Annotated in this window: 17 protein-coding genes; 2 read left to right on the top strand and 15 right to left on the bottom strand. The window is 38.2% G+C overall.

Going from position 1 to position 25,563, the window contains the following annotated elements:
• Positions 1–893: 893 nt before the first annotated feature.
• The 3 genes from HX062_RS14370 to HX062_RS14360 form a co-directional block, all read right to left on the bottom strand.
• On the bottom strand, positions 894–1,721 hold the full coding sequence (locus tag HX062_RS14370; RefSeq protein ID WP_286467872.1) for a mechanosensitive ion channel family protein: 828 nt from the start codon (positions 1,719–1,721) through the stop codon (positions 894–896).
• Between the two features lie 17 nt (positions 1,722–1,738).
• Complete coding sequence (locus HX062_RS14365) at positions 1,739–2,938, bottom strand: C1 family peptidase (RefSeq protein ID WP_286467871.1); 1,200 nt, start codon at positions 2,936–2,938, stop codon at positions 1,739–1,741.
• A gap of 349 nt (positions 2,939–3,287) precedes the next feature.
• Positions 3,288–5,189 (bottom strand): S9 family peptidase, encoded by a 1,902-nt coding sequence (locus HX062_RS14360; RefSeq protein ID WP_286467870.1) that lies wholly within the window; start codon positions 5,187–5,189, stop codon positions 3,288–3,290.
• 287 nt (positions 5,190–5,476) lie between these two features.
• Here HX062_RS14360 and HX062_RS14355 point away from each other — a divergent pair, with 287 nt between their 5' ends.
• Positions 5,477–6,727, top strand: a complete 1,251-nt coding sequence (locus tag HX062_RS14355; RefSeq protein ID WP_182627940.1) for a dicarboxylate/amino acid:cation symporter — start codon at positions 5,477–5,479, stop codon at positions 6,725–6,727.
• A 42-nt stretch (positions 6,728–6,769) separates the two neighbouring features.
• Entirely contained in the window at positions 6,770–7,462 is a 693-nt protein-coding gene (locus HX062_RS14350) for a DedA family protein (protein ID WP_182627943.1), read from the top strand.
• Between the two features lie 150 nt (positions 7,463–7,612).
• Here HX062_RS14350 and HX062_RS14345 read toward each other — a convergent pair whose 3' ends face one another.
• The 12 genes from HX062_RS14345 to HX062_RS14290 all read right to left on the bottom strand — a co-directional run bounded on the left by HX062_RS14345 (position 7,613) and on the right by HX062_RS14290 (position 25,558).
• Positions 7,613–7,948, bottom strand: coding sequence for a 2Fe-2S iron-sulfur cluster-binding family protein (locus HX062_RS14345; RefSeq protein ID WP_182627945.1), 336 nt, complete (start codon positions 7,946–7,948; stop codon positions 7,613–7,615).
• Positions 7,949–7,950: 2 nt separating this feature from the next.
• Complete coding sequence (locus HX062_RS14340; protein ID WP_182627947.1) at positions 7,951–9,003, bottom strand: NAD(P)/FAD-dependent oxidoreductase; 1,053 nt, start codon at positions 9,001–9,003, stop codon at positions 7,951–7,953.
• A gap of 109 nt (positions 9,004–9,112) precedes the next feature.
• Positions 9,113–9,352, bottom strand: a complete 240-nt coding sequence (locus tag HX062_RS14335; RefSeq protein WP_182627949.1) for a NifU family protein — start codon at positions 9,350–9,352, stop codon at positions 9,113–9,115.
• A 22-nt stretch (positions 9,353–9,374) separates the two neighbouring features.
• Positions 9,375–10,505 (bottom strand): Mrp/NBP35 family ATP-binding protein, encoded by a 1,131-nt coding sequence (locus HX062_RS14330; protein WP_286467869.1) that lies wholly within the window; start codon positions 10,503–10,505, stop codon positions 9,375–9,377.
• Positions 10,506–10,622: 117 nt separating this feature from the next.
• A complete protein-coding gene (locus HX062_RS14325) occupies positions 10,623–11,918 on the bottom strand; it encodes a TolC family protein (protein ID WP_286467867.1) in 1,296 nt (431 codons plus the stop codon).
• Positions 11,911–14,337 carry an ABC transporter permease gene (locus tag HX062_RS14320; RefSeq protein ID WP_286467866.1) on the bottom strand — a complete coding sequence of 809 codons (2,427 nt, stop codon included), beginning with the start codon at positions 14,335–14,337 and terminating at the stop codon, positions 11,911–11,913. Before HX062_RS14320 ends, HX062_RS14325 begins: the two co-directional genes overlap by 8 nt.
• A gap of 8 nt (positions 14,338–14,345) precedes the next feature.
• A complete protein-coding gene (locus tag HX062_RS14315) occupies positions 14,346–15,155 on the bottom strand; it encodes a GIN domain-containing protein (protein ID WP_286467865.1) in 810 nt (269 codons plus the stop codon).
• 13 nt (positions 15,156–15,168) lie between these two features.
• Positions 15,169–17,586, bottom strand: coding sequence for an ABC transporter permease (locus HX062_RS14310; protein ID WP_286467864.1), 2,418 nt, complete (start codon positions 17,584–17,586; stop codon positions 15,169–15,171).
• Positions 17,587–17,588: 2 nt separating this feature from the next.
• Entirely contained in the window at positions 17,589–19,997 is a 2,409-nt protein-coding gene (locus HX062_RS14305) for an ABC transporter permease (RefSeq protein ID WP_286467863.1), read from the bottom strand.
• A gap of 2 nt (positions 19,998–19,999) precedes the next feature.
• Complete coding sequence (locus HX062_RS14300) at positions 20,000–22,411, bottom strand: ABC transporter permease (RefSeq protein ID WP_286467862.1); 2,412 nt, start codon at positions 22,409–22,411, stop codon at positions 20,000–20,002.
• Between the two features lie 3 nt (positions 22,412–22,414).
• Positions 22,415–24,796: an ABC transporter permease gene (locus tag HX062_RS14295; RefSeq protein ID WP_286467860.1), complete on the bottom strand. Its 2,382-nt coding sequence runs from the start codon at positions 24,794–24,796 to the stop codon at positions 22,415–22,417.
• Between the two features lie 9 nt (positions 24,797–24,805).
• On the bottom strand, positions 24,806–25,558 hold the full coding sequence (locus tag HX062_RS14290) for a GIN domain-containing protein (protein ID WP_286467859.1): 753 nt from the start codon (positions 25,556–25,558) through the stop codon (positions 24,806–24,808).
• Between the last annotated feature and the right edge of the window lie 5 nt (positions 25,559–25,563).

Here is a 25,563-nt window from a genome sequence, read left to right as displayed (position 1 = left end):
TTTTTTTTGATTTGTTGAACGTTAACTTTCATAGGAAAATTGATTTTTTATGGTCAACCTATGTCAGGGACGTACATTCTTATGAAGAGAAAATCAAACAAAGAGCAATAAAAAAAGGGATGAGTTTATTTAAAACTCATCCCTTTTTTTATTGAAGAGAAATTGCCTGAAATAACTCAGCTATTTTATTAATTTTATGTTGCTCGTTGTTCTTTGCTCTTTACTCGTTGTTCGTTGTTCTTTGCTCGTTGTTCTTTGCTCTTTGCTCTTCGTTCGTTGCTCGTTGCTCGTTGTAAAGCACAATTATCTTACAAACGAAAAGACTAAACGAACCGCGCAAACCGCGCGAAAAACAAACCGTACAAACCGTACAAACCGCGCTAATCGTAACGAAGTGAAGATTCATCGAACACCAAAACAAAATATAAACTAGGTGAGATAAACCGCACAGATTTCGTTGCTCGTTGCTCGTTGTAAACCGCAATTATCTTACAAACGAAAAGACTAAACGAACCGCGCAAACCGCGCGAAAAACAAACCGTGCGAAAAACAAACCGCGCAAACAACAAATCGTAGATTCATCAAACACTAAAACAAAATATAAACTAGGTGAGATAAACCGCACAGATTTCGTTGCTCGTTGCTCGTTGTAAACCGCAATTATCTTACAAACGAAAAGACTAAACGAACCGCGCAAACCGCGCGAAAAACAAACCGTGCGAAAAACAAACCGCGCAAACAACAAATCGTAGATTCATCAAACACCAAAACAAAATATAAACTAGGTGAGATAAACTGCGCAAAAAACAAACCGTACAAACCGCGCAGATTTCGTTGCTGTTAGTTCTTTGTTCTTATTTAAAACAAGTTACTTCTCTCCCATATCCATTAGGCTATTTCGTTTTATCAGAGACAATGTGCAAATCGCGTTGTGGAAATGGAATTTCGATATTGGCTTCATCAAGTGCTACTTTGATAATCTGTTGGATTTCAAATACTGTATTCCAGTAATCTGCTTTTCCAATCCAAGTACGCACGTTTAAATCTACAGAGCTATCTCCTAAATTACTCACAAACACAATAGGTTCAGGACTTTGCAATACAGCTTTGTGTTTAGCTAAAGCGGCAAAAATAACATTTTGGACTTCTTTGATATTCTCATTATAGCCGATGCCTACAACAAAATCATGTCGTCTAGAAGTAATTTCAGAGTAATTGGTAATTACAGAATTTGCCAAAGGTCCATTAGGGCTAAATATTTTCAATCCTGTTGGCCCAGTTAATGTGGTATACAGCAAATCAATGCGTTCTACGGTTCCTTCTGTACCGCTTGGATTCGAGATATAATCTCCTACCTTAAAGGGTTTGAATAGCAACACGAGAACTCCGCCAGCGAAATTCGACAAGCTCCCTTGTAGAGCCAAACCAATCGCCAAACCAGCCGAGGCAAAAATCGTTGCAATTCCCGCTACTTGGAATCCCATCGTTGCAGCTACCACAATTAGCAAGATGATGTACAGCGTCGCTTTGACTACACTCAATAAAAAACCGCGTAATGACAGCTCAACGTCTCTTTTCTCAAGACGTCTGCGAATCACCTTTAAAACAAGTTTAACTAGATATGAGCCGACTCCCAAGATGACTAATCCTAAAATTATTTTAGGTATTGCATGCCACATTGAATCTAACATCTGTTCTAGTCCATTCCATAACATTTCCATAGCTTTCTTTTTTTAATTTAGATTTTCAATTTCTTTTTCATGTCTTTCGACAGTGCATCTTTGTGCACCATAAAATCTGTCGTTTTGTATTTGACATACTCTTTGGACATATACATATATCCTTGGTGATCATTTGAAATTCCCCAAGAGTTTTTTACAATGTAAAATTCACGTCCTGATTGGTCCTTAGCAATTCCTACAATATGCATACCGTGATCATCCGTTGTGGAATAATTGTCAAATGCTTGTTGACGCATTTCAGCTGTTACGCTTCGCTCTGGTTTTGGTCCGTTGAAAATTTCCTTGCGTTCGTCTTCGTTCATATCTTCCCAATCTTTTTCAGGAACATAAGCAACTCCATTTTTCCAGCTAAAGTATTTTTCGCTCACATCTCCACCCCAAGCAACAGTAAATCCATTGTTGATTGCCTCGTCTATGATATCGGTCATCTCGTTTACTTTCACGTTGTACACTTGATCAAACGCCCAGTTATCTGGCACTAATAGAACAAATTTCTCATAGTAAGGGTAGTTCATATCTGAACCAATTTCGATATAGTCATCTGGATTAATTCCGATTACTTCGCTGGCAAAAGTCTGAGGAGTATATTCTTTTCCTTCCCATTTGAATTTTTCTGGCACTTCACCAAGATAAGCATCAATGACTGCTGTATAGGCTTTTTGCCAGTTAGGTGTTAGTTTTCCATTTGGATTTGAAACAACTGCTTTTAGCACTCCTTCTTGGATCGCTGCCATTTCTGCAAATTGATTCTTCTTCGTACCGTAGTTTAATCCTGTATAAACCTCTTGTGGAACAGCACCATACATACGATACATATTCATTACATCGTGAAACGCACCTCCATCACCTAGCGTCACGGCACCTTGCATACGCACATACATTTTTCCTTTTTCGATATAGGCATTACGTGCCGAATAAATCTGTGAAATCTCAACTGGACGTTTACCCATACGCATCATTTCTGATTCGATAAACGAATTGGCAGAATAACTCCAACATGTTCCTGAAGATCCCTGATTTTTAATCGACGTATTTTCAATATCTACTACTGGCTTAAACTGATACAGCTCCTTGCTTTTATCACTTGCGTTTAATTTTAATGCATTGACAAGATTGTCTTGTGCGAATGTCGTTGACGCCGATATAACAGATAAAACCGCCGTCAAGACCCATGATTGAATCGTTTTTTTATTCATTTTTACTGTTGTTATAGTCGTAAAGATAAAAAAACATTGTTTAATGACCTTGGAGAGCGGTTTTTTTTGTTCTTTATCTCACCTAGTTTATATTTTGTTTTGGTGTTCGATGAATCTTCACTTCGTTACGATTTGTTGTTTGTTCTTTGCTCTTTGCTCGTTGCTCTTTGCTCGTTGCTCTTTATCTCACCTAGTTTATATTTTGTTTTGGTGTTCGATGAATCTTCACTTCGTTACGATTTGCTCGTTGTTCGTTGCTCTTTGCTCGTTGTTGTTTGGTTTTCTCTACCATAACCTTACTCACCATTCACCAAAAAAAAAGCAACCCTTTCGGATTGCTTTTTTTTGACTATAATGTTTCTTTTAACCAACGGAAAAATTCACCTTGCCAAACTTGAGCGTTTTGCGGTTGAACTACCCAGTGATTTTCTTCTGGTAAGTATAAGAATCTACTTTTAATTCCTCTCAACTGCGCGGCTTGGAATGCTTCTTGTCCTTGTCCGATTGGCACGCGATAATCTTTTCCTCCTTGGATAATTAAGATCGGCGTGTTCCATTTATCCACATTGTTGATTGGGTTAAAGTTTTGAATTGCATTTTGTGCATCTTTGTTGTCTTTTTCCCAATAAGCTCCACCTGTATCGAAATTAGGGAAGAAAACTTCTTCTGTAGTTCCGTACATGCTTACTAAGTCAAATACCCCACAGTGTGAGATAAACGTCTTAAATCTATTTTCGTGAATACCAGCCAAATAAAATACAGAATATCCCCCATAACTTGCACCGATTGCACCTAAGCGCTCCTTGTCAACATATGCTTCTTTTGCTACATCATCGATAGCGGCTAGGTAATCTTGCATAGGTTTACCTCCCCAATCTTTACTGATTGCCTCGTTCCACTCTACTCCATGTCCAGGCATCCCTCTGCGGTTTGGCGCTACAATAATGTAGCCTTCAGCCGCCATCAATTGGAAATTCCAACGGAATGAATAGAATTGAGATAAAGCCGATTGTGGTCCCCCTTGCGCGTACAATAAGGTAGGGTATTGCTTATTCGGATCGAAATTCGGCGGGTAGACTACCCAAGTCACCATATCTTTTCCGTCTACTGTTTTCACTATGCGCTTTTCACTTTTGCTCATCGCAATTTTTGAATACAGTTCGTCGTTTACTTTAGTTAGCTGATTCCATGTTTTTTTCTTTAGATCGTAAGAAAAAATTTCGGTCGCATGATTGAAATCTGTGCGAGTGAGTATCACTTTATCTCCATCAAATCCCACGATACCTGTAACGTCAAAGTTTCCGTCAGTCAACTGTCTCACTACTGGAGCGATGCGTTTTAACCCTGGGAAATTCACTTCAAACAGTTGTACCGTACCACCTACTGCTGCAACGAAATACACTTTGCTTCCGTCTTTGCTCCATTTATAGCTATCTACTGTACCATCCCAATTTGCCGTTAGGTTTTGCTCTACCTCACCAATACGCACAATAATATCGTTTTTATCTGCTTCGTATCCATCGCGTTTCATTTGTAACCAAGTCAAATGTCCTTGAGGAGAATACGTTGGATGCGTGTCATAACCAACATTTGATTCTGTTAGATTCTTTGTCTGTTGTGTTTCTAAATTATATTGGTACAAATCGGTGTTTGTACTCAAGGCATAATCCGTTCCAAACTTCTTTTTAGACACATAGACAATTGACTTTCCATCCGGTGCCCAAATATAATCCTCCGAACCTCCAAATGGTTTTTGCGGAGCATCATAGGGTTCATCTTTCATGATGTCAATTTTGTTGTCTTGTTTGTCTTTGGGTGCGTAAAACACGTGGTTGTGCGATCCGTCATTCCACGTATCCCAATGTCTGTAATCCAATCCATCAAACACATAGGCATCGGAATGCTCCATGGCTGGGTATAAATCTTTTCCTAAGACTTTATTGATTTTAACTGCTTCATCAAACAAGATATACTTCCCATCAGGTGAAATAGCGGTATTGTTTACCACATCTTTATGCGTTTCTATTTCAACGGGTGTTCCACCTCCAATAGGCATTTGATAGGTTTTAGTATCAAAGCTATTTTCTTCCATCTTGGCATGAGTCACCTTGTAAACAAGGCTTTTCCCATCTTTTGAAATTCCAACAGGACTTACTCTCCCTAATTTCCACAAGAGTTCTTTTGTCATCACTTCTTGAGCGAACGTAGTAAAACACGCTAAACTCAAGGCAAACAAAACTATTTTTTTCATATTGAGTAGGTTTATTAAGCCGTAAATTTACTCTTTTCTTTTGATTCTAAACTACGACAGAATGCGATAGAAGTGTTAATAAGGCGGTTTTCTTTTCTTATTTATTTTGTAATTCATCCGCAAATCAAAACTAAAACCCCGTTTTTTATTCATCGAAAGCGAAAGAAAAAAGAGAAAAAAGTTCCATTATCCGAAATATTGGAATGCAATTTGAAGTGTTATTTTTATCTAAAACATAGAATTATTATAAAAATAATAACTATTTTCACCGACAAATTTTTTCATCTATGAAAAACAATAAACTTTTTATTGCTATTCTCATCGCCTTAGTTTTAGGGGTTATTTTTGGGAGTATCATTCATTATTCACTTCCAGACTACATTTCTGGTTTTTCAGAAAACATCAAATTACTAGGGACGATCTTCATTCGGTTGGTTCAAATGATCATAGCACCATTGGTTTTCTGTACTTTAGTGGTTGGAATTGCCAAAATGGGTGACATGAGAATGGTGGGTCGCGTCGGAGGAAAAGCAATGGGATGGTTTATTACCGCTTCCTTGGTTTCTCTTGGAATTGGTTTAGTTTTAGTAAACTGGTTTAAACCAGGAGCAAATGCAAACTTCAATTTAGACAACACCTCCTCTGCGGATGATCTATTAACGCGTACGAATGCATTAAGTCTTCAATCCTTTATTGAGCACTTAATTCCAAAGAGTATATTCGATGCTTTTGCTCACAATGAGATCTTACAAATTGTGGTATTTGCTGTATTTTTCGGCATAGCCTTAGCAAGTATTGGAAAAAAAGGAAAAGTCATTATCAAATTATTCGACCGCATTTCGGAAGTCGTGCTTAAAATGGTAACCTACATCATGTGGGCAGCTCCATTAGGGGTTTTAGGTGCGATTGCCAGTGCAGTTGCTCTATATGGACTGAGTATTTTCTTCACCTATGCCAAGTACTTACTCGCCTTTCTTGTTGGATTACTTGTTTTATGGGCCGTTTTAATTTTAGTGGGCTACCTAATTCTAGGAAAAGATGTATGGCGTTTGCTAAAAGCAATCAAAGAACCTTTACTAATTGCATTCTCTACAACAAGTAGCGAAGCAGTTTTCCCTAAATTGGTGGAGCAACTAAACAAATTTGGTTGTTCGCCTAAAATCGTATCCTTTACCTTGCCTTTGGGGTATTCCTTTAATCTAGATGGCAGTATGATGTACTTGACATTTGCCAGTATATTTATCGCCCAAATTTACGATGTTCCGATGACCTTAGGCGACCAAATTCTAATGCTTTTAGTGCTGATGATTACGAGTAAAGGTGTGGCGGGTGTACCCCGTGCTTCCTTGATTGTTATTGTGGCCACTTGTGCAATGTTTAATATCCCACCAGAAGGAATTGCATTTATCTTGCCTATTGATCACTTCTGCGATATGGGTAGAAGTATGACAAACGTTTTGGGTAATGCATTATCAACTGCCTCAATCGATAAGTTTGAAAGCAAAGAGGAGGAAAACACCCTGCAGATTGAAAATTAAAAAACACGATAAAACAAAATAAAGACACACTAAAAACAAACTATGGACGAATTTCATTTATCACAATTAATCAATCCTGAGTTCTATATCAATTTAGAGATTGCGGGTCACTCTATTGGAATATATGTTGTATTGTTTATTGTATTTGCTGAAACAGGATTATTTGCTGGATTCTTTTTACCAGGGGATAGTTTACTGTTCTTGGCTGGTATTTACAGTACGGCATTAATGCAAGAAATTTTCCCAATAGAAAGCGACTTTTTAAACGTTGCTCTGTTATCCACCTTAGTCGCTGTAGCCGGAATTCTCGGCAACTCCTTTGGCTATTGGTTTGGCGCCAAGAGTGGCAATTACCTTTACAATGTAAAAGACAATTTCATTTACAAGAAAAAATATCTATACGAATCAAAAGTATTCTTTGAAAGACACGGTGGAAGAGCGATTATCTTTGCTCGTTTCTTGCCTGTTGTTAGAACTTTTGCTCCGATTATCGCGGGAATTGTCCGCATGGATATTAAGCGTTTTATGCTGTACAACGTTATTAGTTCATTTTTATGGGCAACTACGTTGATTTTTGCAGGACATTACTTACAAGTTTGGTTGTTGGAAAGCTACGGCATCAACTTGAAAGATTATATCGAGTACATTGTCTTGTTCTTGGTTCTTGCTACTACTTTGCCAATTATCATCAAATTGGCAAAAAGAAAGAAAACAGAAACCATCACAGAAGAATAATTAAAAATAGGCACATGAGTGCCTATTTTTTTTGGTTTACGGTGACAGTTATAGCACTAAAAACAAAAAGCGACGGTTTTCACCGTCGCTTTTCTTATTTTGGTATGTGGATATCAAAACGAGATGATCGTTTCTCTAACACACTACAATCTACTCTGCAGGAGCTAATTCAATTATTAACCCTTCCAGTTCGGGAACAATTGCAATTTGACATCCTAAACGACTATTGTCTTTGACGTTTAGTGCTTCCCAAAGCATTGCCTCCTCATCGGGATTCATTTCTGGTACATCAACTTCATCAGCGTTGTGAACATAACACTGACAAGAAGCACACATAGCCATTCCACCACAAATACCAATAGTTCCTTCGGGTGCTAGTTCATAAGCACGAACAACTTCCATGACGTTCATACTCATATCTGTTGGCGCATCAACCTCGTGTTTTACACCTTCTCTATCAATAATTGTAATTTTAATATCTGACATGACTATTCAATTGATTTAACAACAGCTTTTTCCGCTTCTTTTCGCGTTCCATCAAATCCATTAATCCCAGAAACCGTCGTATATTTCAAGACGAATTTCTTTCCAGGATTCAACATGTTATACACACTTTGACACATTAAAGTCGCTTCGTGGAATCCACATAGAATCAACTTTAGTTTTCCTGGATAGGTATTAATATCACCAATAGCATAAATTCCAGGGATATTCGTTTGATAATCCAATGCGTTATTTACTTTAATCGCATTTTTTTCAATTTCCAATCCCCAATCTGCAATTGGACCCAATTTAGGTGTTAACCCAAACAAAGGAATAAAGTAATCACAAGGAACATCACGGCGTTCGCCTTCACATTCCACTACTACAGCATCTAGTTTTGTCGTTCCTTTCAGTTCAACGATTTCTGCAGGGGTGATTAAATGAATTTTCCCTTTATCTTTCAGGACTTGTACTTTCTCTACAGAATCTAAAGCCCCTCTAAATTCGTTACGTCTATGTACCAAATAAACTTTCTCTGCCACATCAGCTAAGAAAATACTCCAATCTAGGGCAGAGTCACCTCCACCAGCGATTACGATGTGTTTTCCAGCGAACATTTCTGGTTTTTTCACGAAATACTCAACGCCTTTATCTTCGTAATACGCCAAGTTTTCCAGTTCTGGTTTACGCGGTTCAAAAGAACCTAAACCTCCAGCAATAGCCACTGCTTTTCCGTGGTGTTTTGTTCCTTTATTAGTGGTAACGATAAACGTACCGTCTTCTTGTTTTTCGATTGTTTCAGCAACTTCATTCAGGGTGAAACCCGGTTGAAACTGCTTGATTTGCTCCATTAAATTATCGATTAATTCTGCTGCTCCCACGGTAGGATATCCCGGGATATCGAAAATAGGTTTTTTAGGATAAAGCTCGGTTAATTGACCTCCTGGTTGAGGCAATCCGTCAATGATATGACATTTAAGCTTTAACAAACCTGCTTCAAAAACAGCAAATAGACCCGTTGGTCCAGCTCCAATAATAATTATATCGGTTTCAATCATGGTGTAGTTCTTTAATACAAAGGTATCCTTTGTAATGTTTATTAAAAATGATAAAAGTCAACTAAATGAAAGATAATATACTCTCTAGCAAATAGTTGACTTGTTATTTTTATCCAACATTAACTACCGACTCGATCTCGGGTGCATATTTTTTAATTGTAGTTTCAACCCCAGCACTCAATGTCATTTGATTGACACTGCAAGCTGTGCACGCTCCTTCTAAGCGAACTTTTACGTGCTTGTCATCCTCTATATCAATTAAGGTAATATCTCCGCCATCGGTTTGCAAAAACGGGCGAATCTCGTCTAACGCCTTCATAACGTTTTCTCTGATAGTTTCTGATGCCATATATTTAGTCTATAAAATGGTTTTATTTTTTCCCTACAGCTGAACACCCAGCCATAGTCGTAATTTTAATTGCCTCTGTTGGCGGCAAGGAATCGTTGCGCAATACCACTTGTTCAACTACATTTCTAGTAATCTCTTCAAATACTTTAGCAACAATCGTATCACTTTGTAGTGCTGCAGGACGACCGAAATCCCCTGCCTCTCTAATACTTTGAACAATAGGCACCTCACCTAAGAAAGGCACTTGTAAGTCTTGCGCCAGGTTCTTCGCTCCGTTTTCTCCAAAGATATAATACTTGTTGTCTGGCAATTCTTCTGGTGTGAAATAAGCCATGTTTTCAACAATTCCCAACACGGGTACATTGATGCTGTCTGAAGTAAACATCGACACTCCTTTTTTTGCGTCTGCAAGTGCAACGGCTTGTGGTGTAGATACCACAACGGCTCCTGTAACAGGTAGTGATTGCATGATTGACAGATGAATATCTCCTGTTCCTGGAGGTAAATCCAATAGTAAGAAGTCTAATTCGCCCCAATCTGCGTCAAAAATCATCTGATTTAATGCTTTAGCTGCCATAGGTCCTCTCCAAATGATTGCTTGATCTGCTTTGGTAAAAAATCCAATAGACAGCAATTCAACCCCATAAGAAAGAATAGGCTTCATTTTTGAGCGCCCATCTACTTCAACTGAAATGGGTTTTGCGTTTTCTACGTCAAACATAATTGGCATTGACGGACCGTAGATATCTGCGTCTAACACCCCTACACGGAAGCCCATATTAGCTAGACTTGCCGCAATATTTGCTGTAACAGTAGATTTACCAACACCTCCTTTTCCAGAAGAAATAGCAACGATATTTTTAATACCTGGTATTGCTTTTCCTTTTATCTCTGGTTTTTCAGGTGCTTCTACTTTAATATTTACTTTTACTTTTGCCTTGTCGTACACTTGTTCGTGAATCACTTTCATCACATCTACTTCGGCTCTTTTTTTGATGTGCAAAGCAGGCGTTGACAAAATTAAATCAACAACAACCTCATCTCCAAAGGTCATAACGTTGTTTACTGCCCCACTTTCAACCATATTTTTTCCTTCTCCAGCAATAGAAATAGTCTCTAATGCCTTCAAAATATCTTTTCTATCTAATTTCATTATATGCGATTAGTTTTCAATATTTTACTATAAATCTTGACTAACGCAAATATAGCAGTTATATTTGAAATTATGATGTTAATATATTCTAAATGCAATTCCCTAGTACACTTGGCGTTATAGGTAATTCGCATAATTAAGCGCTCTTTTTTTAGCTAAAAAAACGCGTTTTATTTCGTTCTGAATAAGGGCAAATTCTGCAGTGAGCAGTTGATTTTTCGCTGCATTAAAGGAGAAAATATCCGCCTTGCCATTCTCGTATTTTACCTGGGTTGTATGAAAGGATTTTTGTGCTAATTCGATACTGTTTCTCAAGCGTTGGTTTAGGGTTTCAATCTGATCGATTTCTTGGATTAATTGGTCATTTTCTTTTTGAATAAATCGCTCTTTGTCCTGAATTTTCAGCGTATTTAGCTCGCTATCAACTTTGTTTTTTCGCAACTGCCTCGTGATCGCCCCCCCTTGAAAAAGGGGAATGCTAAAACCAATACCGACATAGTGACTTTTATTGTCGCCAAACTGTCTAGAAAACGAAGCCACCTCCCAATCCAAACTGGTATTAAAGGGTTTTGAATAGAAAGTTCCCCACTGATAATTGGCGGTAATTCGAGGGTATTTCGTTGCTTGTAAAGCCTTTCTTTCCGCCTCTAAAATGAGCTGATACTGCTTTGCTTTTTCCAAGATGGGATTGAACTCATAATCCGAATTATATCCAACAAATTCCCGTTCAAACACCAGTTCAAAATCGGTAATTTCAACCGTTTTAACATCCAACAGCTGAAGGAGCTGTAATTTTTGGTTGTGTAAATCATTGACGGTTTGTTGTATTCCAATTTGTTCATTGGCAAAGATATACTCAATGTCATATTGATCGCTTTGGGGTTTGGCCCCTGCCTCAACTTCTTTGATCACGCGTTCCATATTGAGCTGGCTATTTTTCAACTGTTGGCTTTGCAAAGTATAGTACTCTTGGGTTCCAATAATGCGAAAAAATAAATCCAAGACACGTTGTTGGTAGTAATACTTCACCTCTTCTTCTTGAAGGTTGGCATAAGAGGTGTTTAACTTTCGGCTCTGACGATCGAGATAATCCGACCAATCAAACAAGCTAATCGACGCATCTACTGACGTTTGTAAGGATTGAATATTTGAGCTCACTCGGGTGTTGGTCGTTGGATTAATCGCCGATCCATAATTAAAGCTCTGTGAGGCATTCAATCCGACTTTTGGCAAGAAATAAGAGGCCATACTGCGCTGTTGTACCTCCACCGTGCTCTTTTCCAGCTGTGCTAGCATCAACTCATAGCTATTTTCTTCTCCCAAGCGCATACAATCACTTAGCGTCCACTTTTCTTGTGCAAAGAGGAAGGAGGTACAACATACAGCAATTAACGTCCAAATCTTCTTATTCATAATTTATGTATTTTAATGTTGAAATACGCGTTGCTTTGATGGATTTCCAAAAAACCAACAGCATGGAAAAGAACGTTAACCCAATAAAAGCAAACAAGAATGGCCAGATGGACAAGTCAATGCGGTAAACGAAATCTTCTAACCACAATTGCAACAAATAGTAAACAGGATAAACAGATAATACAAATCCGAACACGCAGTATACCATGAAACGCGCCGATAGATTAAAGACGAGTTCTTTTCTACTCGCGCCTAGTACCTTTCGGATCGCAATTTCTTTTAATCGGCTTTCGATACTAAAGGACACAATAGCCATCAATCCAAAGAGAGCAATAAACATCGACACCCCCATCAACCACAAAAAAAGCGTTCGTTCATATAAGGTTTTCTGATAGCTCACAGCAAATTCTTTATTGGAAAATTCATATTGCATGGGATACGTCTGTTCCACGCGTTTCGTCCAAAAAGCTTCCAATTGAGTTAGGGTGTGTTGTACGTTCTCAGGATCAATTTTTACGGAAATTGTTTCAATTAGTCCAGAAAACCATCCTACTGAGTTAGGCATAAAATAGGTTACGGGGGGAATTTTCTGACTAAATCCTTCTATTTTCATATCTTTTACAACGCCAATAATTTCAAAATCCCGTCCGTTCCACTTCATCTTTTTCCCGATAATTCCATCTGAAAAATTAAACGTTCTCTTATAGGTTTCATTAACGACAATTTTATTGATGCTATCTGATGCGAAAGCGCGATCGAAAAATCGTCCTTCAACCAATTGTCCATCGAATACTTTAAGGAAATCATAGCCTACAGGGACGTTTTCACTTTGAAAAGATACTTCTCCAATCATATTACTTGAACTACTGCCATAGCCCGATCCCATCAACATAGAATGGTTTGTGATGGCCCTAACTCCCTCTATTTTTTGTAGATCTGCTTCTATGCGCTGATAGATGGCACTGCGTTGTTTTTCGTCTTTGACTTTAAAGCGAATATTGACCACTTGATCACCATTAAAGCCCAAATCTTCTTGTAAGAGATGGCTGACTTGTTGTTGAACAAAAATAGCCGTAGACAAAAAGAAAAACGCAATTACAAATTGAAAAACCAATAGCGCATTACGCAAACGCAAACCTGATTTACTTCGAGAAAAATTACCTTTCAATACTTTAATTGCATCAAAAGAGGCTACAAAAAGACTAGGTAATACACCTAATAATAGGTATACCCCAAGCAAAAGTAGAGCAAGAACAGGCACTAAGGACAAAAAATCCGTTGTTAGGGTTCGACTTACTAAAATAGTAAAATAAGGCATGCCCAATTCAACGAGAACCAAGGCAACTGCAAAAGAAAACAAGGTTGTGATCCCCGCTTCAAACATCATCTGTTTTAACAACTGACGCTGCGTACTTCCGATAGCTTTTCGAATACCAATTTCCTTAGCGCGCTTAAAGCTTTGTACGAGTGCAAGATTGATAGCGTTGACAAGCGCTAAGACCAAGAGTAAAATGGCAGAAAACAACATGATATTTACAATTTTATTTGCCGCTGGTCCTGCTCCTAATCCACTCGATTCTGGATTGAGGTGAACTCCACTCAGTTCATTGTATTTCAACACCATAAATCCCTGCATCTTTTCTTTCAGCTCTTCAACTGAAACTCCTTCATCTTGAGCATATAACTGTGTAATCTCTTTGTAAAAAACATCCTGTAACTGCTTTTCCACTTCATTTATTCCTATTCCTTCTTTTAATTTAAGGAGTAACCTATAGTTGTGATCTCCCCAATTATCTGCTCGATTATAGGCAATTTGACTTTCTGTTACATAAGAGGTTAGTCCCTTAAACCTAATGGAACTATTTCCAGGTATTTCAAACACAAAGCGAACCGTTAGTACTTTTCCATTGTCTAGTTGTACGAGTTTTCCAATTGGATCAATTCCTACACCAAACAATCGCTCTGCTTCATTCTTTTCTAGCGCTAAGGCGTCTTTGTAATTTTGTTTATACGCTTCCGCACTACCAAAGACTGCTGTAAAAGGAAAAAATTCGAAGAAATTCGCTTGACGTTCGTCAATATCATATAAGAAATCAGCTTTCCCCTCCACTACTACACTCATCATATTGAAAGACATATAGCTAAAGTTATAGGCTTCAATTATAGAGGTAGCTTGATCGAGTTGATTGGCTATCGGAGCAGGAAACCAATTTTTAAAATAGGAATCTGCTGTTCCTTCTACCTCATACACTCTGTTTTTATAGGGGTTCCATTGGTCAAAGCTATGCTCGTTTTTCCAATAGAAAAGCACAATAATCAGTGTGGCCATACCGATAGCTAACCCCAAAATATTGAGCAAGGATAACCAGATATTCTTTTTAAAATATCGGAAATATAATTTTAACCAATTGGAAACCATATAGTGAATTAATTTAGTTTTTCAATTTTACCCCCAGATGATTTAGAGGTCTCTACTAATCTGGCATTGCCATAAACATTGATCTTACCTGAAGAGCTTGCTTTGCCTTTTACCTCGTCTGCTACCGTAAAACTCATAGTTCCTGAAGAGCTTGCTTTGCCATTCAACGTTTGAATTGCAAAGTCTTTTCCGTCGATTTTAGCTGAGCTGGACGCTTTAGCATCAACCGATTTCGCTGATCCTTCTACCTCCACTCGTGCCGAACTACTCACTATAAGTTCTACTTTATTGGCTTTTAGGTCCATATCGATCTTTGAAGAGGAACTTGCTTCTATTGTTGTACTATTTGCAATTTCAAATTTGCCCTCTACTTTAGAAGATGAACTTGTTGTAACCGTTAAATTGTCTGCTTGAATTACATCTGCCATAAACTTTCCTGAACTACTGGTCGTAATGCTGAATTGTTTTGCTTTTACTTTATTGTTCAGAGTAAATACCGCAGAAGAAGAAACATGAGCTGCTGTTAGAGATGAATGGTTCACTTTTACGTGCACACGTCCCATTTTGTAATTGAAAATGCCTCTTGGCATGTCGATATACACTTGAAGCACGCCATTCTTGACTTCGGTTTTGACGTATTGCATGTCCTTTTCGTCATCTACTTCTACTGCAACAGTCGTGGATCCTCCTGCTGTATAATCTAGGTGGATCCCTTGTGATACTTTGACCTGTTCAAAATCGATGACTTGTCTTTTTTCTTGTTTTTGTGCCAATACGGCGCTTCCCATTAACAGGAAGATAAATACTATTTTTTTCATTTTATATCTAGTTTTATTCATATTTAATATAGTGTAACACGTCCAGATGCACTGCTTTTCGCGTTTTTTGTAATACGACTAACAAAGTTAAAAGCACAATACAGCTACAACTTAATCCAAACACTTCCCATCCTATATCAATGCGATAAGCATATTCACTCAACCAATGTTCTAGCAAGTAATAGCTGGGAAAAATGGACAATCCAAAACCGATCATACAATACATCAAATATTGGAAGGATAGCTTTTGAATTAATTCTCGTGTATTAGCCCCTAATACTTTGCGAATAGCCACTTCTTTTAATTTGCCGTTTAACGCAAAAGTAACGAGAGCTAGGAGTCCAAATAAAGCAATGAAAACAACGCCAATACTCAGAAAATTAAACACTTGACGTTCAAGGAGCACTTGATCAAATGTTTTGGCAAACTGGCGATCGACAAACTCGTATTGAAAGGGTATATCGGGGTTTAAATTAAATTTACTCCACGTTTTTTCAACAGCTTGTATGGTTTGTTCCATTTTATCTCCTGCCTTTATTTTTACATATATCTTTTCAATACTTCCCATCTTGTGTTCTATTCCATTCATGTAATAGTATGCAGTAGGGGTGACTTCTTCTTCAAGGCTTTTAAAATTGTAATCTTTTACCACACCAATTATACTATGCGAACGTCCTAAAGCTTTGAGTGATTTTCCCAAGGGATCTCCACCATCAATTGCTCGAACAAAAGTCTCATTCACGACAAGGTGTTGAATCGAATCAGACGCCAACATTGGATTGTAATCTCGACCTTTAACTAGGGGAATTTGAAACAGTTCAAAAAAGCCAAAATCAATTTGAACCACCGTATACACTAATTCTTTCCCCTCTAGTTTTCCCGAAGTTGAAGCCGAAGAACTACGCCCAAAAACCTGATCAGAGGCAGATATACCCTCGACTCCTGGAATTTTTTGCATTTCTTTTTTGAGTACTTCATATTTTTCTAACAACAAATCATTATTTGTCCACCTCAACTCTTCATTAAAACTAAAGCTAATCACTTGATCCCCTTTAAAACCTAGATCTTTGTTTAGCATATAGTGTACTTGTTGATTAAAAATCAACGTACTACTAATGAAAAAGGAAGCAATAGCCAACTGAAGGATTAAAAATACCTTTTTGAGTACTCTACCGTTTTTTGAGGCTATAAAGTTGCCCTTCAAAATGGAAATTATGGGCTGTTTAGTCACATAAAAAGCAATAATACTTCCCGTGAGTAATGACATACTGATCAACAACAAAAGAAAGCAAATACTCAACGCGCCTATCGGCATCTCCAGCTGTACGTCAACCATTTGATTGACATAGGGCAACATCAATCCCATACAAAAGAAGCTTATTACCAAAGCAATAGTCAGCGTTAAGGCCGTTTCTACTACTATTTGCTGTACAATATACCTTGAGCTCCCCCCGAGAATTCGCCTTAGTCCTAGCTCTTTCATTCGCAATAAAAACTGCGTAATAGAAAAATTGATAAAGTTGATGAGTGCCAAGCTAAAAATTACAACTGCTAATCCCCAAAAGATATACATCATATGTAGGTTTGCACTGCCTTCTGGGCTCAATTTCCCATACTTGCTTAGACGTACTCCTCCGAGATCTGACAGGACTATAGGAGTATTGAGCAGCTGATTTTCCTTCAATTCTTCAACCGTGATTCCACCTTCTTTGGCCATAGGTATAAAGTAATGTTGATCCATCGTTTCGCGAATAGCCACTAAGGCCTGATCGGGTTTAGATGTCTTGATCAATAATCCAAAGTACTGCTCTTGCCAATTTGTTTTAGCGGCAACTAGTTGATCCATACCTGCTACGATTGCATCGGGCATAAAACTGCTTTTTTGACCGTCTAGCGTAAAAACCCCTGTTACAACTCTCCACTCTTCTTCCATGTACACTTCGCGCCCCAAAGGATTAACTCCACGTCCAAAAATCTCAATAGCTTTTTGCTCTTCTAAAACAAGGCTATTTTGATCTTGCAAAGCAGTTGCTGCCGATCCATAAACAAAAGAAAAAGGAAAAAAATCAAAGAAATTACGTTGACTTAAAAAAATCTTTTTCAGCGTATAAGACACTTTGTCTTTTTCAATTGTCCCCTCATTGTATCCAGTATAGTAAATAAAATCCTCAACAAAAGCATAGTTTTCTTTTAGCGTTCTTCCCAACGGAAAAGGCTGATTGATATACGCAAAATCACCAGAATCATGTAAAACCATGAAAAGCTGATCTTTATTGGGATTCCATTGTTCATACGCGTGTTCATCATGATAGTTAAGCACAGCAAGTGTAAGTAGCGATATACCAAAGGACAACCCTAAAACAGTTAAAACAAAATAGATTTTATTTTTGAACCAATGATAATAATAAACGTTCAACCAACTTTTTAACATCCTTATTCGTATTTAATATATTTTAAAACGTTCACACGAGTGGCCTGATACGCTCTACTCACCACAATAAGTAAGGTAAGTATGACAATAAGAATCAGACAAACAACGTAAACTTCATAACTTATTTCGATGCGATACGCATAATCACTCAACCAGGCATTCAATAAATAATAACTGGGGAAGACAGATAGTCCAAAACCGATCATACAATAAATCAGGTATTGATAAGACAAGTCTTGAATTAAACCTCTTGTTTCTGCTCCTAATACTTTGCGAATGGCAATCGCTCTCAATTTGGTGCCTATGGTATAGGAGGAAACAGCGAAAAGTCCAAATAAAGCAATAAAGATGACCAGATAACTTAACCCCATCATCACTTGTTGCTGTATCTTTATCTTTTCGAAGTTTTTTGCAAATTTCTGATCCATGAAACTGTACTCAAAAGGCTTATCCGTTCCTTTATGGAAGGTCTCCCATAGTTTTTCAACCGCAGGTAGGATAGTTTCAAGCTGATGTACATCTAGCTTCATACTCACTTGAGTAAAGTGAAAGAAAGTTTGGGAAGGCAACACAAACATCTTTGGGCTTATTTCATGTTCAAATCCTGCAGTGTGAAAATCCTGTACGACGCCTACAATGGTTGTTCCATTGACAACCAATCCCGCTATACTATCTTTGTGCAATTGACGTAATAAGCTTTCGTTGATTACGGCATTTTGAATACTATCACTAGCGAATTTATTCGTCAGATAACGCCCTTCTTTCAATCCCACTTGCATCATTTCCAGATACCCCGCTTCGACATTGTGAACTGCCACTCTCAAATTCTCCCCTTCATATTCAAATAGCTGCATATAACGACTTCGCTCCTCACTGCCATAGTCTAAATCGGTAAAGGCCATTTGTTCCACACCTTTTATTCTCAGCGCTTCCTGTTTAAAAGCTTGATACGCCTGATGTCTTTCCTCTATTTCTATCGGTTCTTCCTCTAAAAAGGGAAAACTAATCACCTGATCCCCTGAAAAACCCAAGGATTTGGTTGTCATATAGTGGACCTGTTGGTACATGATATACGTGCTCGAGATAAACCAACAGGCAATGGCAAACTGTAGAATCAAAAACGCATTTTTCAGGACACTTCCTGAACGACTCCGATAATAATTTCCCTTTAATACAGGAAGTATTTGGTAGTTGGATCGATAGAGCGCAGGAATCAATCCCCCCAGCAACAAAACCAAGAGGTAAACACCAACAAACAAAAAGAGGGCATCACGCAGGTGAACGACAATATTCGTTCCTAAAAACGAATTGACGAAAGGCAAAATCCACAGTACCATAAAGAAGCTTCCTACAAAAGAAAGCAGTATGGTAAGAGAGGTTTCAAATAAAGCTTGTTGTATAATCTTGCGCTTTGATCCTCCTAATACTTTGCGAATCCCTACTTCCTTCGCTCGCGAAACCGCTTGCGAAAGGGACAAGTTGACGTAGTTAAACAGCGATAGAACAAAGAGCACCCACGACAAGCCTACAATCACATAAAGGGTTGTGCCTTTGACATTGGCTTCTGGGGTAACTACATTTCCTGTATCTCCAAAATGCAATCCCTTTAAGGGATGTATCACTGTTTTTTGATTGTAAATACCATTGTTTTTTTTCTCAAACTCTGCTAAAGAAAGCTGCTGTTTTTCAGCCATAGGCAGGAGATAGTATTGGATATAAATCTGATCTGCTGCTTGGGCAAGTTTCTCTCCCTCCTTGGTCTTGATTAACACAGAAGAACTACTATAATTCCAATTACCGACTAAATCTTCAGGTATGAATTGATGATCATTGACAACGGCATCTGGCATAAAACTACTGCGTTTACCTTCCAAATCATACACCGCTACAACGGTGTACCACTCGTCATCTACCTCAATCTGTTCGCCAATTGGATTGACACCTTCACCAAAAACAACTGATGATTTTTGTTTTTCTAACGCAATCTCCTTTGGATTTTTAAATATACTCGAAGGTGATCCATAGATAATTTTATAAGGGAAAAAGGAAAAAAAAGAAGCATTAGTCTGTAGGATTTTCTCAATGGCATAGGCTTTTTTATTGTGCATAACATGCGTTGAAAAGTATCCACTATACAGTAAATAATCTTCAACAAAGTTATGATGTTCTTTGAGCAAACTAGACAAGACATAGGGTTGAGAACCGAACGAATGGTTGTCACTTCGACTCTCGATAAAATACACCTCTTCTTTATTTGCGTTCCAACGATCAAAAGACGTCTCTTCCTGCCAATAGAGCGTCGATAACAACACAGCAGTAATACCCAATGCCAAACACAACAAATTAAATAAAACGTATAGTTTATTTTTCTTGCTGTGATACACGACTATTTTAAACCAGTTATTTAGCATTATTATTCGTATTTAATATATTTTAAAACGTTCACACGAGTGGCCTGATACGCTCTACTCACCACAATAAGTAAGGTAAGTATGACAATAAGAATCAGACAGACCACGTAAACGTCATAACTTATTTCGATGCGGTAGGTATAATCACTCAACCAGGCATTCAATAAATAATAACTGGGATAAACAGCAACACCAAAACCGATCACACAGTAAATCAAATATTGGTAGGACAGTTTTTTAATCAATTCGCCTGTACTAGCGCCTAATACTTTACGGATAGCCACTTCTTTTAATCGCGTTCCGATGGTAAAAGAGGACACAGCAAACAATCCAAATAGCGCAATAAAGATGACAATCAAACTCAATCCTAATAGGATTTGCTTCTGTGTGTCAATTTTCTCGAAGGTTTTGGCGAATTTTTGATCGACAAACTCATAGCTAAAAGGTTCTCTCGCCTCTGGATTAAAGGTATCCCACAACTTTTCCAAAGCGGGAGCAAGGGTCTCCATTTGCGTGACGTCCACTTTCATGGTTACATTGGAAAAATAATTATCTGTTGCTTTGGGTAAGCTAAATATCAAAGGAGTAATCGAATATTCCAATCCTCCGGTATGAAAATCTCTAAGTACGCCTACAACCGTTATATCTCTGAGTTTAACATCTTCCATACGCGATTCACCCGTTGCTCTCAATAAACTCTCATTAATTAAAACATTCTGAATGCTATCGCTGGCTAAGGCTCGATCTAAAAAGCGTCCTTCTTCCAATTGAATGTTCATCATTTCAAAATAATCGGCATCTGCCTGCATCATAAACGCAACCAGATCCTCTTTTTCTTCTTGTCGGAACATTAAGATACTACCTAGTCCTCCCGTTCCAGCATATTCGACACCGGCTACAGCCACTTGTTCGACACCTTTGATCTGTAACGCCTCTTGTTTGAATGCTTCGTATTTTTGTGCTTTACTTCCATCGTTTACATCAGCTAGAAAGGGAAAGCTAATCACCTGATCTCCGGAAAATCCCAAATCTTTTGTTGCCATGTAATGGGCTTGTTTATACACCATATACGTACCGACAATAAACCAACAGGCAATGGCGAATTGTATCACTAAAAAAGTATTTTTAATGAAACTCCCTGAGCGGCTGCGATTGAAATCGCCTTTTAACACCTTTAGCACGCGGTATTGTGCAATATAAAAGGCGGGAATTAGCCCTGCAATCAGCAAGATCAAAAAATAGCTACCTACAAACAAGAGCGCCATATCACCCCACTGCACAACGATATTGATGTTTAAATAAAAATTGGCAAAGGGCAACAACCACAAAAACAAAAAGATACTCAAGACAAAAGCAATACAAACAGTGATTGTGGTCTCATATAAACTCTGCTTGATAATCGATCTTTTCACCCCGCCTAATACCTTGCGTACCCCAACTTCTTTGGCTCTGGATAAGGTTTGAGAAAGTGCTAAGTTCACATAGTTAAACAAGGACAATAGCAGCATCAAACTAGATAATCCAAGGATAATATTCAGCATTTTACTATTAACCACAGGTTCGGGTATACTACTCGCTATGGATTTTTCACTTTGAAGATGCAATTGATCTAAGGGTTCTAAATAGAAATCCGTTCCGAAAACACCCTCTAGTTGCTTTAAAAAAACCGCTAAACTCATATCAGATCTAGCCGCCCAAGGTTCATAGTAATATTTGAGATACAACGCTTTGATCGCTGCTGTTGTTTCTTGTTTCTTCGCTGTTTTCAACAAGAGATTATCCCCTTGTTGATCCCAAATGGTTTGTTCTTCAACGGATAAAAACTGATAGGTATTGAGCACAATCTCTGGCATAAAACTACTTCTTCTGTGTCCTATCGCATATACGCCTACGACAGTATACAACTCCTCCTTTATTTTTAGTTGCTCGCCCACGGGATTTACCCCTTTTCCAAATAGCACGGCTGCTTTTTCTTGTTCTAAAACCACTTCATTGGGATGCTGGAACACACTTTGTTTGGTCCCATATACCAAGGGATAAGGGAAAAAATCAAAAAAGCCTTGACTGCTGTTGAGTACTTTTTTCGATCGTTCTTCTTTGTCCTTATACACAACGATCTCTTCGCTATAAGTGCTATACATCAAATAATCTTCGATGACGTGATAGTCCTCTTTGAGCTTAGTAACCAAAGCGAAAGGATATCGATTTAGCCTCACTTTCCCACCGCTGTTCTCTACTAAGTAAATGGACGTTTTATTTTCATTCCACTGGTCAAATGATTTTTCCTCTTTTAAATAGAGGGATGACAGCAATACTGCGGTTATTCCAATAGCTAAACACAAAATAGTCAATAAGAAATACACCTTGTTTTTCTTGCTGTTGTACACGTAAATTTTAAACCAGTTATTTAACATAAACTATTCATATTTAATGCATTTAATAAAATCGCCTTTTGTCGCAATGCGCACTTTTGTTCGGATAATAAAAAAGACCAACCCAACCACTAGGAGAAACGAAAACACAAAGGGATAAGCTTCTATTTCTTGTTGATACTTAAACTTATTCAACCAAGCGTTCATGATCCAATACACGGGATAAACGGCCGTAATACAAGCCAAGACAACCGTGATAAAAAAGGGTTTTCCCAAGAGAAAAAAGAGTTCTCGTGGACTTGCCCCAACTATTTTTCGAATAATTATTTCTTTTTGTTTTTGCTCTAGATAGAGGGATAAACTGGCATACAAACCAAATAAAGCCATGAATACAACCGCTACATTCCAAATCAGAAACATGCGTTTTTGCGATTTGATGTGTTGATAGTTGGACTCAAATTGCTTTGAGAGGGTTTGCTGCTGAAAGGGATATTCATAATCGACATTTACAATCCAAAACGACTGCAGACGTTCTAGGGTTTCTGCTCGATTTACTGCTTGATCTAATTCGATAGAGAGGTAATTAATCCCGTAGGGTAAAAATTCAATATCTTTCCATTGAAACAATACTATCGGCTGTACGGCTTCTTCAAAACCCGTGCTAAAAAAATTGTTCACTACACCTTCAATCAGATAAGTACTTCGGTCATAAGAAATAGCATTTCCCAGTGCTTCCTCTGGTGTTACCCCCATTTTTTCAGCAAATTTCTCGTTGATCCACACCTTGGGTAAGCTATCTACTTCGATGGGTTGATAGGCGATCTTCTTAAATCCCACCATATCAATATAGGCGTTGTCTATCCCTTCCATCACAAAATCGGGGATTTTGCGCATACCATAATAGGCAGTATACTTGGTTTTAATGGATTTATCTTCGTAGGCAATGGTAGATAAAGCAACTGACTTAACTCCTTTAATCTTTTGAATTTCTTGGGTTAACTTGTCGTTTCTATAGAATTTACGGCGGATTTGCTGCGTGAATAATTTCACTTGTACCACTTGATCTCCTTCAAAGCCCCGGTGTTTTTCTTCCATAAAATGCACCTGTCTCGAAATGATCCATCCGCCGACAACAAAGAAGAATGCAATGGCAATTTGAATGAATAAACTCACCTCTCTCAATCGCAAACTTTTACTTTTCTTTGGACCTGTTTTCACGTGATGTAACTGATGAACCAGTCGCCTAGCATACAGGGAAAGTATGCCCCCAGCTAAAAACACGACAAAACAAATAACCAGTACAATTCCACTCCAAAGCACTTGATGCTTAATCCCGATGGTCTTATGCAAGAACAGATTGTAAATCGGCATACTGAACTCAACGAGCATCAGCGCTATTCCCATAGCCATTAGCACGTTTAACAAAGTCTCAAAACCGATTTGCAACATCAACTGTATGCTAGAACTCCCCAGCATGGCACGTAGGTGAAATTCTTTTATACGCGATAAAATACCCGCTTGATTCAAGTTGATGTAATTCAATATGGCCAACAAAAAAATTAAAACCGAACAGCCCACGAGTAAATACAGGGTTTCTAATTTGGTTTTCCCCTCTAATAAAGCCGTTTGTTTCGAAATGAATCGCCCTTCTTTCAACGGAGAAAGATAAACGTTGTATTGCTCTACTTTCTCGCTATTTTCAAAGACTCTTTCCTCATTGTTTTCAACCAAAGTCACCAAACTAGAGGCGATCGCTGCGCAGTCTTCCTTACGTTTCACTTTTACGAGCAGTCCTCCGCCGTTTTCTTGCCATAAAGAGGAATTTACCTCCTCATTCCAATCCATATTCATCAAGACTATATCGGGCATAATCGTTGCTTTGTCTGTTAGCTTATAAACTCCAGCCACTTGATACGGACTATGTGCCAACGATAGCGTTTGACCAATCGGATTTTGATGCGGGAAAAATCGCTGAGCCACTTCTTCTGAAATCGCTATATGCATGGGATGCAGTACTACTTCATCCACACTGCCATAAATAAATTCAAAATTGAAAAAATCAAAAAACGTAGTTTGCGTATTTAATATTTTCCCTACTACCGCTTGGTGAAACTTACTTTCTGCGTAAAAATCAATATAATCCAAAGCATAGTAGCAGTAATTTTCCACTTGTTTTTGCTGTAGCAATTGGGGACCTACGGCAGCGGGTACAACAATGGCATTAGCCTCTTCGCCAACCGTCACATTAACCTCATAGTATTGTTCTACATTGGCCATCCATTTATTATAACTCCATTCGTCTTGTAAAAAGAAAAGCGATAGCAACAAACACGCTATCCCTATTGCCAAACCTAAAATGGTCCAACAAAAGAACAAGATCGATTTTTGGATGTTTTTCCTAAATGTAGTAAACCAACTGAACAACATAGTACCTGCTTAATTCGATTTTACAGATCCCATAGAATCGGTGTATTTTTTTAATTCTTTTGGCGTATTGTAATAGACCACTTTCCCCATGGAATCTGCGTAGGCATTTAAACTTTCGATGGGATAAACTTCAGCTTTGCCCATCGAATCTGCCTCTACTTTCACGTATTTTGCCTTGAGTCCTTTACCATCAAATTTTGCGGCGCTATCTACATTAATCGACAGATTTTCCACATCTCCTGTAACAACTACTCCTGCGGCACTGTCCAAATTTACTTTGATGTTCTTTGCCGTAATATCTCCTTTGTATTTGGAAGCAGAGTCTAAATTAATCGACAAGCTCGATGCCGAAAAATCAGCAGTTAAAGAAGAAGCTGAATCACCTTTAATTGCTACGCTACTGCCTTGTGCACGTCCCTTTACTTCTACGCGAACTGTGGTACTAAGGTCGTACTCTACAATCTTGGATTGGGCAATAAATACCTTCACTCTAGCGAGATACACATTTTTTTTGTTTTTCTTTGTGTTCATATCAACATAAAGGGTTGTCCCTACTTGTCTTACAGCAACGTGTTCTATATCTTCTTGCGACCCTTCTACGCGAACAGTAGTTGCATCCGAAGTAGCATCAACCTGAATCTCAATAGGCATAGCTGCCACTAGTTTAGAAACTTGCCCTGTGATGGTATGCGTTTGTTTGGCTTGTGCCTGTAGCAACAAACTACATAACAGTAAGAGCAAGCTTAGAAAAAAACGTATCATAGTTT

The sequence above is a fragment of the Myroides sp. DF42-4-2 genome (assembly GCF_030326445.1).
Classification (GTDB): domain Bacteria; phylum Bacteroidota; class Bacteroidia; order Flavobacteriales; family Flavobacteriaceae; genus Flavobacterium.
This window is presented reverse-complemented; position numbering and strand designations above follow the sequence as displayed.